A 13,236-nucleotide genomic window follows, 5' to 3' on the forward strand; every position below is an offset into this window, starting at 1 on the left:
AAGAGGTACTTACGATGTCCAAAAAGATATTATTAATAGACGGTATGGCTCTGCTGTTTCGTCATTTTTACGCAACTAGCCTACACAAACAATTCATGAGAAATTCATCAGGTATTCCTACAAACGGTGTTCAAGGGTTTGTTCGTCATGTATTTACTGCGATAAACGAAATACAACCTTCACATGTGGCTGTGTGTTGGGATATGGGTAAATCTACATTTCGAAATGAAATGTTTGACGGATATAAACAAAATCGACCCGCACCACCAGAAGAATTGATACCACAATTTGATTATGTTAAAGAAATATCAAACCAATTTGGATTTGTAAATATTGGTGTCCAAAATTATGAAGCAGATGATGTAATAGGCACTTTGGCACATCAATATTCACAACAAAATCAAATTTTTGTAATCACTGGTGACAAAGATATTCTACAATGTATTAATCCTAATGTTGAAATTTGGTTAACTAAAAAAGGATTTAACTTATACAACCGCTATACATTAGACAGATTTCAAAATGAATATGGATTAAATCCGCTACAATTAATAGATGTTAAAGCATTTATGGGAGATAGTGCTGATGGTTATCCTGGTGTTAAAGGGATTGGTGAAAAAACTGCTATAAAACTTATTCAAAATCATGGTTCTGTTGAAGCAGTGATTGACGCTTTAAACGAATTGACACCTGGTCAAAGACATAAAATAGAAGATAATTTATACAATTTGAAACTTTCTAAATCACTAGCTAAAATTCATACAGAAGTACCTATTAATACTTCTGATTTATTAAACGACATGAAGTTTGGGACGGAATTAGCTGAAATACTAAATATTTGTAAAGAACATGAACTCTATGTATCAGGAAAATACTTAGCTAGACATTTTAGTTAAATAAAAAATAAAGGGCTCATACGTATTCAAATAAATACGTACGAGTCCTTTATAATTATTGTCTAATCCTTTTCATCGTACATGTTTAACGAGATAAACATGATATCCTTCTATCCTGTAGTCACACTCATATATTTTAAAATAAAGGTTTAAATTCAAAAAATGTGTTTAGAATCATCTATTAAAAGTTTCTCACTATAGAAAGGGACTATTTCTGATTTTCGTCATAATAAGTTTTCAAATATCCTACTGACTTTGAATTGTTAAGATACTGTTTTGATTTAACGCTTTTTTGCTCTTGTTTTAGTAATTTTATATAAGGCATTTTTGGCATGATGATTTGCTTCTTTATTTTGATTCCTTGGAACCCATTTAACAAACAATAAATCAAAATATGACTCTAATGATTTTATTTTAAGCAAGTAATTTATAAACTGCTTATTTTTTACTTGTCCTTTGTTCATACTATCTTCTATTAATTTCGAATCAGTGTATACGAGTGCTGTAGTAATCCCGTGGTGTTTTGCACATTCCAATGCAAATACGAAAGCTGCCCATTCTGCACTATGATTGTCTAAGATTCCTAAATCACAGTCATAATGCAATCGTTCTTGCTCAGTAATGATAACGATAGAACATGCGCTTTGACCAGGATTGCCTGCTGTAGCAGCATCAAAATATATTTTCGCCATAAATTCACCTTCAAATTTAATAAGTTAATTTTATATTATCAAAAGAACATAAATAAGTATAATCATGTAGATGCATTTTTCTTGGAAAAATACATCAATATAACGTAAGCTATTACCGTCGTTAAAAAAGCACAACATTAATTTAATAAAGGATGATCTAATTGAAAAATATGTTTATTATACATGGCTATCAAGCTAGTACAAAAAGCCATTGGTTTCAATGGTTAGCCTCACAAATAGAGGCATATGGTTATAATGTTGAAATTATACACTTACCAAATTCTGATCATCCTGAACTTGATTCATGGTGTCAAGCAATAGATGATATTATTCAAAGTAAATTGAATTCAGAAACTATTATCGTTGCACATAGTTTGGGAGTCATATCAATATTACATTATTTAACTTCTGTTAAGCCTCATTCAAAAATAAAAGGCCTTTTTCTAGTTTCAGGTTTTAACGAAAAGTTATCGAACATACCCGAATTAAATCAATATATAGATAACACACGTATAAAACTCGATAAATTATGCGCGCAACACATTATTACAATTGGTGCTTTAAATGATCCAGTAGTGAATATAGACGCGACAGATAGATTATCAAAACAATTAAATGTCAATACACATTATATAAATCATAACGGCCACTTTTTAGAAACTGAAGGGTATCACACATTCAAGTTCTTAAAAGAAAAGATAATTGAAATATTATAATTATATTAAATCACCAGAAATAAATAAGCCCGTAAATGAACTTATCTGTTAATCATTTACGGGCTTTTCCTCAGTTATATTAAAACATGTCATTAATAACCTTCATCTAATTTTTGTATTTTGCCTTTTCGGTACATTGATTTTGCCCAATAACCAAAAGGAACATTAAAGATAGTAGAAACAATTTTTAATAAATATGTTGTAATAAAGATTTCAAATACCGCTTCATTTGGCATTGCACCTAAAAAAGCAATGATGACAAATAACGCAGTATCCACGATATTACTTAAAATAGTACTACCATAAGCTCTTATAATAAATGTTCTATCTGAACTAAACACTTTTTTGATTAATGAGAAAAGTAAAACATCTAAATGTTGTCCAATAATGTATGCTATAACCGAACCTAAAGCAATCCTTGGAACAATATTAAAAATAGATTCTAATGCTTTTTGTGTATTGTCTACCGGCGAAGGCGTGAAATGAAGCGAAAATTGCATCACGATAATCATCACCAATGTCGAACAAAAACCTAACCAAACTGCACGTTTAGCTATTTTGCGTCCGTAAATATCATTTAAAATATCAGTTGCTAAATAGATAGATGCAAACATAACATTTCCCAGGGTTGCTGAAATAGTAAAAATATCGATTGTTTTAATAACTTGGATATTAGCTATAATGGTGCCAATAGCAATCCATGCAATCAAACCATGTTTACCAAACAAACGATACATAGTAACTAATAATATGAATGTTACTAAAAAAGTAATAACGCCAAATATTTCATTAAACAATTTTATTCCTCCTAAATTTTGATAATGCGGGTGTTTAGAAACCGCAAAATAAACAACTACATTATTTTACTAGAAAATATTAAAAAAGCAAGTTCAAACTTCAACTGATTTTTTAAATATTTATACTAATGTTATATTTCATATTAATGATTAAACAATCGTTGTTACAAATGATATAATATCAACAAGTCTCAAATCTTATAATAAATTAACTAGTTGGGTACTTATAATTCATTTTTAGAAGTACAGGAGCGTGAAACGTATTCTAACCTATTCTGAAAAAGAGGCAATTGATGCCATAGACCAATTAATGAACACATATTGTAAAGCGTGTTTATTGAAACGTCATATAAAAAAGACAAACGGCAAAACACAAGCACATCATTTTTGTATTAATGAATGTTCTGTCGGAAAACAAATTAAGCAAATTGGCAATGAATTACAATAAAAAGGAGCATACGATTATGGAAATAATAAATATAGCTACGACACCAAATCCAAATACGATGAAAATTGATTTAAACATAGATAGTGGGGATAACAAACCTAACACATATACAAAAGTTAAAGAGGGACAACCTGACTTCATCAATGCAGTACTAGATGTAGAAGGTGTTAAATCTATATTTCAAGCAATGAATTTTATTTCTGTAGATAAAAATTCAGAAGTAGATTGGGATACACTTTTACCAAACATCACAAAAGCTCTAGAAGAAATATAAACATAAGGAGGGTGCCTTAATGGAAATAGTACGTGTTGAACCTACACCAAGTCCAAATACAATGAAAATTGTACTAAGTGAAAAAAGAGAAGATAACCAGTCTAATACTTATTCATCAGTCGCAGAAGGGCAACCTGATTTTATCAATGATGTTTTAGCAATTGATGGTGTTAAATCTATATTTCATGTAATGGATTTTTTGGCTGTAGATAAAAAACCAAAATTTGATTGGGAAGATGTTTTACCAAAAGTAACAGCAACACTCAATGATGAACAAGAAATAACTTCCGAAGCACAACCAGATGAACATTTTGGTGAAGTAAAAGCAGAGGTTTTGACATTCAAAGGTATTCCTTATCAAATTAAACTAACGACAAGTTCAGAAGAACAACGTAAACAATTACCTGAAATATATGTTGATAGCATGTTAGCTGCACAGAAAGATGATGATAATGTTGTGTTCCAACGTAAATGGGAAGATTTTGGAATACGCTATGGCGAACTCTCAGAGGTAATGGAAGACGTCGTTGAAGAAATAACGGCAATCTATCCTAAAGATCAATTGCAAAAACGAGTTGAAGAAGCTTTAGCATCCAACGTTACAATTCCTGAAACTAAATACCGACATGTAACATTGGAAGCATATCAAGCAACTGAAAGTTGGAAAGAACGATTAAGAATGCTAAAATCATTCCCAACACCTACAATTGAAGATTTACCGTTGCTCGGTGAGGTCGTGAGTGATGAACAGAAAACACCATTAAGACGTGAAGCAATTATACTCCTTGGAATGATTGAAGATGAAATCGTACTCCCATACCTCTATAAAGGCTTAAACGATAAAAGCCCTGCAGTAAGAAGAACTGCTGGTGATTGTTTAAGCGATTTAGGTTTCAAACAAGCATTACCAGAAATGGAAAAAGCATTAGACGATCCACATAAAATAGTCAGATGGAGAGCAGCAATGTTTATTTTTGATGAAGGTGGGCCAGAGCAGTTAAATTCACTTCGTGAACATGCTGACGATTCAGCCTATGAAGTGAAGCTGCAAATCGAAATGGCTATAACAAGAATTGAAAATGGCGATGAGGCATTAGGTTCCGTTTGGAAGCAAATTGCAAATCGAAATAATAGCTAAAGAAACTATCATTAAATGAAATAGGAGTGTTATAAATGAATGCTTATGAAGCATATATGAATGAACTCGCAACACAAATGCGCAGCGAACTCACAAATCACGACTTTAACAGTTTAGAAACTGCTGTTGATGTTGATAACTTTATGAATAATGTATCTGAAGATGAAACAACTTTTGTCGTGATTAATTCAACTTGTGGTTGTGCTGCTGGATTGGCAAGACCTGCTGCAGTTACTGTTGCAGAACAAAATGAAAAAAAACCAACAAATAAAGTGACTGTTTTTGCCGGTCAAGATAAAGAAGCAACCGAAGAAATGCGCGCTTTTATTCAACAAGTACCGTCCAGTCCATCGTATGCATTGTTTAAAGGAAAAGAATTAAAACATTTTATGCCAAGAGAACATATAGAAGGTAGAGATATACAAGATATTTGTATGGATATTAAAGACATATTTGATGATTATTGTGATTAATCAATAAGACCAAGGCTGAGATATAAATAAGTGTCTCAGCCTTAAATTGCTTTAATAACAAGTACAACATCCTTAATACTTATCATGCATTAATTTAATGAGCATATTTTTACTGTTTTTTGAGTAGTTTCTAGGTCATCCTTTTATTGATTATAACTATTTAAAAAGTTTATAATACTTCTAATTATTTATCATAATCATTAGAACAACCAGCCAATATTATTAAGGCATAAACTGAATACATATTTTATTCTCAAATTCCACTCATATTTTCACTTTACTAGTGGTTATTTCTTTAAATTATTGGTATTTTAAAATATGATTAACTATAAATAACTTTACTGTTGAAAGGAGTGTGTTCGTCATGCTAAATACATTTGATCAATCCTATCATGATCTTTGTAACGAAATATTAGAAATAGGAAAGCAAAAAGAAGACCGTACAAATACAGGTACTATTTCAAAATTCGGACATCAATTAAGGTTTGATTTGTCAAAAGGATTCCCATTGCTAACTACCAAAAAAGTATCATTTAAATTGATTGCAACTGAATTACTATGGTTTATCAAAGGCGATACAAATATTAAATATTTACTCCAATATAATAATAATATATGGAATGAATGGGCGTTTGAAAATTATATTAACTCAGTTGATTATAAAGGTCCAGACATGACAAACTTTGGTCATAGAGCCCAAACCGATGAGGCATTTAATAAAAAATATAAAGCGGAAATGCGTAAATTTAAAGAGCTAATTTTAAATGATGCGTCTTTTGCTAAAAAATATGGTGATTTAGGAAATGTTTATGGCAAACAATGGCGTGATTGGGAAGATAAAAATGGCAATCATTTTGATCAGTTAAAAACTGTTATCGAACAAATTAAACATCATCCGAATTCAAGACGCCATATTGTCTCAGCTTGGAATCCAACTGAAATCGATACTATGGCATTACCACCTTGTCACACAATGTTTCAGTTTTATGTCCAAGATGGGAAATTAAGTTGCCAATTATACCAAAGAAGTGCAGATATCTTTTTAGGTGTACCATTTAACATTGCTAGTTACAGTTTGCTGACACATTTAATTGCTAAAGAATGTGGTTTAGAGGTGGGTGAATTTATGCACACATTCGGCGATGCTCATATTTATACAAATCATATGGAAGCTATTGAAACACAGTTGTCTCGTACAAGCTATGCGCCACCACAACTTAAAATAAATTCAGATAACTCTATTTTCGACATTAACTATGAAGATTTAGAAATAGTAAATTATGAATCACATCCAGCAATTAAAGCACCAATAGCTGTATAAAATTTTAAAAAATGATTAGTATTAATAATGATTTAATATATTTACTGATAATATTATATTACTATTAGGAGGGAAATTATGACACTTTCTATACTTGTTGCTCACGATCAGCAACGTGTTATTGGGGTAAATAATCAACTACCATGGCATTTACCAAATGATTTAAAGCATGTAAAAAAACTATCCACTGGCAATACACTTGTTATGGGCCGTGCAACATTTGATTCTATAGGAAAGCCGCTTCCTAATAGAAAAAACGTAGTATTAACAAGAAATAAATCATTCGCACATGACGGTGTAGATGTTATCCATTCAATTGACGAAATATATAATTTGCCAGGCCATGTGTTCATTTTTGGTGGACAAACATTATTTGAAGAAATGATTGATAAAGTCGATGATATGTATATTACAGTAATTGAAGATAAATATAATGGAGATACATTCTTTCCACCTTATACATTTGAAGAATGGGAAGTAGAATCTTCTATTCCGGGAACATTAGATGAAAAAAATACGATTCCACATACATTTCTACATTTAGTTCGTAAAGATACAACATAGGAGGAAAGAATAATGAAAATGAAAATTGTAACTGATTCAACATCAGATTTATCTCATGCTTATTTAAAAGATAATGATATACATGTCATCCCACTTAATTTAACTATTGATGGTAAGTCGTATGTAGATCAAGTCGACATTTCCTCTGAAGCATATATAAAAAAATTAGAAGAAAATGCTGATGTAAAAACGAGTCAACCAGCTATCGGTAATTTTATTGAGTTATATGATGAATTAGGCAAAGATGGTTCTGAAATCATTAGTATCCACATGACATCAGGGCTTAGCGGTACTTATCAAACCGCACTTCAAGCAAGTCAAATGACAGATAGTACGGTAACTGTCATAGATTCAAAATCTATTTCATTTGGATTAGGATATCAAGTCCAACATGTTGTAGATTGGAATAACCAAGGTTTTTCATCAGAAGAAATTGTTTCAAAAATAACTGACTTACAAAGTAATATAAAATTATATGTTGTTATTGGCCAATTAAATCAATTAATCAAAGGTGGTAGAATCAGTAAAACGAAAGGATTAATTGGTAATATGATGAAAATCAAGCCAATTGGGACGCTTGACGATGGTAAAATTGAACTCATTCATAATTCTCGTACTCAAAATGGTAGTATTCAATTTCTAAAAAAAGAAATCAGTACGTTTTTAGGAGATAAAAAAATTAAATCTATCGGTATCGCACACGCTAATATTTTAGAATTTGTGGATAAAATTAAAAAGCATTTTACCGAAGAATTTAATATCACTGAATATGATACAAATGTTACAACACCTATAATATCAACACACACTGGAGAAGGCGCAATAGGTCTAGTTGTTTTAAAATCATAAACTAATTTATAATAAATTAAGGTTCGTTTTAATTATTCTTTCATTTGTTAAATTTTCAAAACAATTTAATAGCTTATCACTGAAAATAATGATAACTTAATGACAAGATAATAAAAAAGGAGGTATACCATGGCATATGCGACATTAGCTGGGGGTTGTTTCTGGTGTTTGGTAAAACCGTTCACCTCTTATCCGGGCATTGAAAATGTTGTTTCTGGCTATAGTGGTGGACATGTTGAAAACCCTTCTTATGAAGATGTTAGTCATGGACAAACCGGCCATGTAGAAGCAGTACAAATCACATATAACTCTGAAATTACTTCCTTCGAGAACATTTTAGATGTTTATTTTAAAACATTTGATCCAACTGATAATGGCGGTCAATTTTTTGATAGAGGCGAACATTATCAACCAGCTATTTTTTATCATAATGAAGCACAAAAAAAAGCTGCAGAAGCAAAAATTCAAGAGTTAAATGAGCAGGCAATATTTAATAAACCCGTAATTACACCCATAAAACCATACAAAAACTTTTATCCTGCTGAATCCTATCATCAAGATTACTATAAAAAGAATCCATTGCATTATGAGCAATATCAACGTGGTTCTGGCAGAAAAAGTTTTATAGAAAAACATTGGGGGAAACAATATGATTAAGAAAAATAAAAATGATTTAACAGAAATGGAATACTTGGTAACTCAAGAAGATGGAACAGAGCCTCCTTTCCAAAATGAATATTGGAATCATTTTGAAAAAGGGGTTTATGTTGATAAAATTTCTGGTAAACCTTTATTTACCTCAGAAGAAAAATTTGAATCAGACTGTGGTTGGCCTAGTTTCTCAAAAGCTTTAGATGATGATGAAATCATAGAGCTCGTTGACAAAACATTTGGTATGGTGCGCACAGAAGTACGCTCTGAAGATGCGAACAGCCATTTAGGACATGTTTTCAATGATGGTCCAACTGAAAGTGGCGGTTTAAGATATTGTATTAACTCAGCTGCTGTGCAATTTATACCATTTGAAAAACTGGAAGAATTAGGTTACGGAGATTTAATACCACATTTTGAAAAATAAGGAGCGAACAAGACATGTTTAAAAAATTATTTGGTAAAGGTAAAGAAGTCGACAAAGAAACGAGTGTATATGCACCTATTACTGGAGAATATGTGAAAATAGAAGATATCCCAGATCCAGTGTTTGCGCAAAAAATGATGGGAGAAGGATTTGGAGTAAATCCAACTGATGGTGAAGTTGTTTCTCCAATCAATGGTAAAGTAGATAATATCTTCCCAACAAAACATGCAATTGGTTTACAAGCTGATAATGAACTTGAACTACTTGTTCATATTGGTTTAGATACAGTACAACTTGACGGAGAAGGTTTCGAAGTATTAGTCGAAAGTGGCGATACTGTTAGTGTGGGAGACCCATTATTACGTTTTGATTTAGATTATATAAAAGAAAATGCTAAATCAGTTATTTCTCCAATAATTGTTACAAACTCAGATAACACGTCATCTGTGGCAATTGCCGACGATATAACATCAGTAACTAAAGGTGAAACTAAAATTATTGATGTGACAATGAACTAATGAAAGATCATTCATTTTATCAATTTGCATTAACAGCACGTGGTCGAAAAGACGAAAAAGGCGAATTAGCTGAAGAAATTTTTGATGATTTGTCTTTTCCACGACAGGAAAAAGATTTTCATGCTCTATCAGATTACATTGAAATGCAAGGAAGTTATACCGTTTCAATGTCTGTTTTTGATAGTTTATATGATGAATATACTGAATGGTTAAAATTTTAGTCTTAGTTTATATTTGAGAGAATATAGTAAAGTATATTAAAATAATAAAGTATCATAGAGAGCTGGGATTAATCTTTAATGATTCAATCCCAGCTACTTTTATTTTCAAATCAATAAAATTTCGATTTGAATTATACATATATTTAGGAAGTGATAAAATGTCGGAAAGATCAGACATGCAAAATGAAAACCACGAAGAAACTAAAAATAACGATGCTAATAACAAATATTCCACTAAAAATATGAGCTTTAAACGGAAAAATTTCATTTTAACAATCATAAGTATTGTGCTTATAACAGCAGTTTTAACAGTTTTTGCAACCATAGCAGTCATGAACTGGACAAGTGGGTTAGATGGAAAACAAAGAACAGAAATGAAAAAGGTTGAAGATGTCTATAGTATTTTAAATAAGGAATATTATAAAAATACAGATTCAGAAAAAATATCGGAATCTGCAATTAAGGGAATGGTAAAAGATTTAGATGATCCATATTCGGAATATATGACTAAAAAAGAATCTAAATCGTTTAACGAGGATGTCTCAGGTGATTTTGTGGGTATTGGTGCAGAAATGCAAAAAAAGGGAGAAAAAATTCAAATTACAAGCCCTATGAAAAACTCTCCTGCAGAAAAAGCTGGCATTCAACCTAAAGATGTAGTGACTAAGGTGAATGGTAAGTCTATTAAAGGCCAACCACTTGAAGCTATAGTCAAAAAAGTGCGTGGAAAACAAGGTTCAAAAGTTACATTAACAATTGAAAGAGCGAACCAAGAACACGACATCACTATTAAAAGGGATAAAATACATGTTAAGAGTGTTGAATATGAAAAACATGGTAATACTGGTGTGTTTACAATAAATAAATTTCAAAGTAGTACTTCTAGTGAATTAAAATCTTTAATTATTAAAGCTCATAAAGATGGAATTCGAAAAATTGTTCTAGATTTACGTAATAATCCTGGTGGATTGCTTGATGAAGCTGTGAAAATGGTAAATATTTTCGTGGATAAAGGAAAAACCGCAGTTCAACTTGAAAAAGGCGATCAAAAAGAACAAATAAAAACATCAAACGATGCAAGCAAAGAAGCTAAGGATATGGATGTTTCAATTTTAGTGAATAAAGGTTCGGCCAGCGCGTCAGAAGTATTCACTGGTGCTATGATGGATTATAATAAAGCTAAAGTTTACGGTTCAAAAACTTTTGGTAAAGGTATAGTACAAACCACACATGAATTTGATGATGGTTCTCTATTAAAATTTACGAATATGAAATGGTTGACTCCAAAATCTCGTTATATTCATGGGAAAGGCATTAATCCTGATACAAAAATTAATGAACCTGAATATCAATCTTTAAGCGTCATACCTAATACACAGACATACCAGTTGGGTGATGAAGACAAACATGTTAAAACAATTAAAGTGGGTCTATCTGCATTAAACTATCAGTCTAATAATAAATCTAAACGCTTTGATAAGGAATTAGAAGATGCTATTAAATCATTCCAAAAAGATAATAATTTAACAGTTAATGGAAAATTCAACAAACAAACCAATGATAAATTCACACAAGCTTTAGTTAATAAAGCAAATAAAGAAGATACTGTATTACAAACCCTATTAAACAAATTAAAATAAAGAGGTGAACCTCGCATGATAAGATTAGGTACCGTAGAAGATTTACCAACTATTTTAACGATTGTAGAAGAAGCAAAGTCAATAATGCAACAAGAAAACAACAACCAATGGGATGAACAATATCCATTAAAATCACATTTCAAAGAAGATATTAGTAAAGATTCATTGTTTGTTTTAGAAGAAAAAGATACAATTTTTGCCTTTATAGTTGTCGACCAGCAACAATCTGAGTGGTATGATGAACTGGCATGGCCAATTGATAGAAAAAATGCATACGTTATTCATAGATTGGCAGCCTCATCAGAATATAAAGGTGCTGCTACAAAATTATTTGATTTTGCTGTTAACCTTGCTTTACGAGATAATGTACATGTAATGTTAACTGACACTTTTGCATTGAATAAACGTGCTCAAGGATTATTCCAAAAATTTGGCTTTATCAAATTAGGTGAAGTAAATATTGATTATCCTCCTTTCGATAAAGGAGAACCATTCTATGCCTATTATAAAAAATTAGAAGAATAGAGGTAATAATATGACAAAAATCGCATTTACTGGTGGCGGTACTGTTGGACATGTTTCTGTTAATCTAAGTTTGATTCCAACAGCTTTAGAAGAAGGACATGAAGCATTTTATATCGGCTCCAAAAATGGTATGGAACGAGAAATGATTGAATCCCAATTACCAGAAATCCCATATCATAAAATTTCAAGCGGTAAATTAAGACGATACATCTCTTTTGAAAATATTAAAGATATTTTTAAAGTATTAAAAGGTATCTTCGATTCAAGACGCATATTAAAAAAAGAAAAACCTGACCTATTATTCTCAAAAGGTGGTTTTGTATCTGTGCCTGTAGTTATCGCTGCTAAATCCCTAAAAATTCCAACTATTATACATGAATCTGATTTAACACCCGGACTAGCAAATAAAATTGCTTTAAAGTTTGCTAAAAAGATTTATACAACCTTTGAGGATACATTACAATACCTGCCGAGTGAAAAAGCGGATTTTGTAGGTGCTACAGTGCGGGAAGATTTAAAAAGTGGTGATAAAAATAGAGGCTATCAATTAACAGAATTTAAAGATAATAAAAAGGTTTTATTAATCATGGGTGGTAGCCTTGGAAGTAAAAAGTTAAATGATATTATTAGAGATAATTTAGACGCATTATTAAATAATTATCAAGTGATTCATTTAACTGGTAAAGGATTGCTGGATCAATCCTTGACAAATAAAGAAGGATACGTTCAGTTTGAATTTGTTAAAGACGATTTAACTGATTTATTAGCGATAACAGACACAGTTATTAGTCGTGCTGGCTCAAACGCTATATATGAATTCTTGGCATTAAGAATTCCAATGCTCTTAATTCCATTAGGCCTTGACCAATCTAGAGGAGATCAAATTGACAATGCGAAAAATTTTGAATCTAAAGGTTTTGGAAGAACAATTCCTGAAGACACTTTAACCGAGGATAAACTCATCGATCAGTTAAAAGATATCGAAACTCACCGTGAATCTATTATAACTCAGATGCAAACATACAAAGAAAGTTTTACACGCCAAGATTTATTTCATAAAATTATTAAAGATGCAAATAACTAATA

At 31.2% G+C, this 13,236-nt stretch carries 18 protein-coding genes; 16 read left to right on the forward strand and 2 right to left on the reverse strand.

Annotated elements, in window-relative coordinates; all coding sequences use genetic code 11:
• Window positions 1-14 precede the first annotated feature (14 nt).
• On the forward strand, window positions 15-896 hold the full coding sequence (locus KA833_RS09345; protein ID WP_210128487.1) for a 5'-3' exonuclease: 882 nt from the start codon (window positions 15-17) through the stop codon (window positions 894-896).
• A gap of 281 nt (window positions 897-1,177) precedes the next feature.
• On the opposite strand, the gene KA833_RS09350 is transcribed toward KA833_RS09345, so the two are convergent.
• Window positions 1,178-1,588: a ribonuclease HI family protein gene (locus tag KA833_RS09350; RefSeq protein WP_046208253.1), complete on the reverse strand. Its 411-nt coding sequence runs from the start codon at window positions 1,586-1,588 to the stop codon at window positions 1,178-1,180.
• 170 nt (window positions 1,589-1,758) lie between these two features.
• On the opposite strand from KA833_RS09350, the gene KA833_RS09355 reads away from it, so the two are divergent.
• Window positions 1,759-2,304, forward strand: coding sequence for an RBBP9/YdeN family alpha/beta hydrolase (locus KA833_RS09355; RefSeq protein ID WP_225309918.1), 546 nt, complete (start codon window positions 1,759-1,761; stop codon window positions 2,302-2,304).
• Window positions 2,305-2,396: 92 nt separating this feature from the next.
• Here KA833_RS09355 and KA833_RS09360 read toward each other — a convergent pair whose 3' ends face one another.
• On the reverse strand, window positions 2,397-3,101 hold the full coding sequence (locus KA833_RS09360; RefSeq protein WP_046208255.1) for a queuosine precursor transporter: 705 nt from the start codon (window positions 3,099-3,101) through the stop codon (window positions 2,397-2,399).
• Window positions 3,102-3,354: 253 nt separating this feature from the next.
• Between KA833_RS09360 and KA833_RS09365 the strand changes: the two genes are divergently transcribed.
• The 14 genes from KA833_RS09365 to KA833_RS09430 all read left to right on the forward strand — a co-directional run bounded on the left by KA833_RS09365 (window position 3,355) and on the right by KA833_RS09430 (window position 13,234).
• Window positions 3,355-3,549 carry a zinc-finger domain-containing protein gene (locus KA833_RS09365; protein WP_046208256.1) on the forward strand — a complete coding sequence of 65 codons (195 nt, stop codon included), beginning with the start codon at window positions 3,355-3,357 and terminating at the stop codon, window positions 3,547-3,549.
• A 16-nt stretch (window positions 3,550-3,565) separates the two neighbouring features.
• On the forward strand, window positions 3,566-3,823 hold the full coding sequence (locus KA833_RS09370) for a NifU N-terminal domain-containing protein (protein ID WP_046208257.1): 258 nt from the start codon (window positions 3,566-3,568) through the stop codon (window positions 3,821-3,823).
• 19 nt (window positions 3,824-3,842) lie between these two features.
• Entirely contained in the window at window positions 3,843-4,961 is a 1,119-nt protein-coding gene (locus tag KA833_RS09375) for a conserved virulence factor C family protein (protein WP_046208258.1), read from the forward strand.
• Window positions 4,962-4,996: 35 nt separating this feature from the next.
• Window positions 4,997-5,434, forward strand: coding sequence for a bacilliredoxin BrxA (brxA, locus tag KA833_RS09380; RefSeq protein WP_046208259.1), 438 nt, complete (start codon window positions 4,997-4,999; stop codon window positions 5,432-5,434).
• 364 nt (window positions 5,435-5,798) lie between these two features.
• On the forward strand, window positions 5,799-6,755 hold the full coding sequence (locus tag KA833_RS09385; RefSeq protein WP_210128488.1) for a thymidylate synthase: 957 nt from the start codon (window positions 5,799-5,801) through the stop codon (window positions 6,753-6,755).
• Window positions 6,756-6,833: 78 nt separating this feature from the next.
• Window positions 6,834-7,319: a dihydrofolate reductase gene (locus KA833_RS09390; RefSeq protein WP_046208261.1), complete on the forward strand. Its 486-nt coding sequence runs from the start codon at window positions 6,834-6,836 to the stop codon at window positions 7,317-7,319.
• A 9-nt stretch (window positions 7,320-7,328) separates the two neighbouring features.
• The gene (locus KA833_RS09395; RefSeq protein ID WP_046208262.1) at window positions 7,329-8,168 is read left to right on the forward strand and encodes a DegV family protein; all 840 of its coding nucleotides are present in this window, start codon (window positions 7,329-7,331) and stop codon (window positions 8,166-8,168) included.
• 129 nt (window positions 8,169-8,297) lie between these two features.
• Window positions 8,298-8,825 carry a peptide-methionine (S)-S-oxide reductase MsrA gene (gene msrA, locus KA833_RS09400; protein WP_046208263.1) on the forward strand — a complete coding sequence of 176 codons (528 nt, stop codon included), beginning with the start codon at window positions 8,298-8,300 and terminating at the stop codon, window positions 8,823-8,825.
• Entirely contained in the window at window positions 8,818-9,246 is a 429-nt protein-coding gene (gene msrB, locus KA833_RS09405; RefSeq protein ID WP_046208264.1) for a peptide-methionine (R)-S-oxide reductase MsrB, read from the forward strand. Before msrA ends, msrB begins: the two co-directional genes overlap by 8 nt.
• A gap of 14 nt (window positions 9,247-9,260) precedes the next feature.
• A complete protein-coding gene (locus tag KA833_RS09410; RefSeq protein ID WP_046208265.1) occupies window positions 9,261-9,764 on the forward strand; it encodes a PTS sugar transporter subunit IIA in 504 nt (167 codons plus the stop codon).
• Window positions 9,764-9,985 carry a YozE family protein gene (locus KA833_RS09415; RefSeq protein ID WP_046208266.1) on the forward strand — a complete coding sequence of 74 codons (222 nt, stop codon included), beginning with the start codon at window positions 9,764-9,766 and terminating at the stop codon, window positions 9,983-9,985. The genes KA833_RS09410 and KA833_RS09415 overlap by 1 nt, the downstream gene beginning before the upstream one ends.
• 158 nt (window positions 9,986-10,143) lie before the next feature.
• A complete protein-coding gene (locus KA833_RS09420) occupies window positions 10,144-11,625 on the forward strand; it encodes a S41 family peptidase (protein WP_210128489.1) in 1,482 nt (493 codons plus the stop codon).
• 15 nt (window positions 11,626-11,640) lie between these two features.
• Window positions 11,641-12,150 carry a GNAT family N-acetyltransferase gene (locus KA833_RS09425; protein WP_064208958.1) on the forward strand — a complete coding sequence of 170 codons (510 nt, stop codon included), beginning with the start codon at window positions 11,641-11,643 and terminating at the stop codon, window positions 12,148-12,150.
• A 10-nt stretch (window positions 12,151-12,160) separates the two neighbouring features.
• Window positions 12,161-13,234: an undecaprenyldiphospho-muramoylpentapeptide beta-N-acetylglucosaminyltransferase gene (locus tag KA833_RS09430; RefSeq protein ID WP_046208269.1), complete on the forward strand. Its 1,074-nt coding sequence runs from the start codon at window positions 12,161-12,163 to the stop codon at window positions 13,232-13,234.
• The last annotated feature ends 2 nt before the right edge of the window (window positions 13,235-13,236 follow it).

Origin of the sequence: Staphylococcus sp. GDY8P67P (genome assembly GCF_017892545.1) — a bacterium.
GTDB lineage: Bacteria > Bacillota > Bacilli > Staphylococcales > Staphylococcaceae > Staphylococcus > Staphylococcus ureilyticus.

What these genes read in the sequence shown, in the direction of transcription:
- msrA (WP_046208263.1), top strand. Translation starts at nt 8,298, where the DNA reads ATGGCATATGCGACATTAGCTGGGGGTTGTTTCTGGTGTTTGGTAAAA.
- msrB (WP_046208264.1), top strand. Translation starts at nt 8,818, where the DNA reads ATGATTAAGAAAAATAAAAATGATTTAACAGAAATGGAATACTTGGTA.
- KA833_RS09415 (WP_046208266.1), top strand. Translation starts at nt 9,764, where the DNA reads ATGAAAGATCATTCATTTTATCAATTTGCATTAACAGCACGTGGTCGA.
- KA833_RS09410 (WP_046208265.1), top strand. Translation starts at nt 9,261, where the DNA reads ATGTTTAAAAAATTATTTGGTAAAGGTAAAGAAGTCGACAAAGAAACG.
- KA833_RS09355 (WP_225309918.1), top strand. Translation starts at nt 1,759, where the DNA reads ATGTTTATTATACATGGCTATCAAGCTAGTACAAAAAGCCATTGGTTT.
- KA833_RS09420 (WP_210128489.1), top strand. Translation starts at nt 10,144, where the DNA reads ATGTCGGAAAGATCAGACATGCAAAATGAAAACCACGAAGAAACTAAA.
- KA833_RS09385 (WP_210128488.1), top strand. Translation starts at nt 5,799, where the DNA reads ATGCTAAATACATTTGATCAATCCTATCATGATCTTTGTAACGAAATA.
- KA833_RS09430 (WP_046208269.1), top strand. Translation starts at nt 12,161, where the DNA reads ATGACAAAAATCGCATTTACTGGTGGCGGTACTGTTGGACATGTTTCT.
- brxA (WP_046208259.1), top strand. Translation starts at nt 4,997, where the DNA reads ATGAATGCTTATGAAGCATATATGAATGAACTCGCAACACAAATGCGC.
- KA833_RS09390 (WP_046208261.1), top strand. Translation starts at nt 6,834, where the DNA reads ATGACACTTTCTATACTTGTTGCTCACGATCAGCAACGTGTTATTGGG.
- KA833_RS09375 (WP_046208258.1), top strand. Translation starts at nt 3,843, where the DNA reads ATGGAAATAGTACGTGTTGAACCTACACCAAGTCCAAATACAATGAAA.
- KA833_RS09350 (WP_046208253.1), bottom strand. Translation starts at nt 1,588, where the DNA reads ATGGCGAAAATATATTTTGATGCTGCTACAGCAGGCAATCCTGGTCAA.
- KA833_RS09345 (WP_210128487.1), top strand. Translation starts at nt 15, where the DNA reads ATGTCCAAAAAGATATTATTAATAGACGGTATGGCTCTGCTGTTTCGT.
- KA833_RS09370 (WP_046208257.1), top strand. Translation starts at nt 3,566, where the DNA reads ATGGAAATAATAAATATAGCTACGACACCAAATCCAAATACGATGAAA.
- KA833_RS09425 (WP_064208958.1), top strand. Translation starts at nt 11,641, where the DNA reads ATGATAAGATTAGGTACCGTAGAAGATTTACCAACTATTTTAACGATT.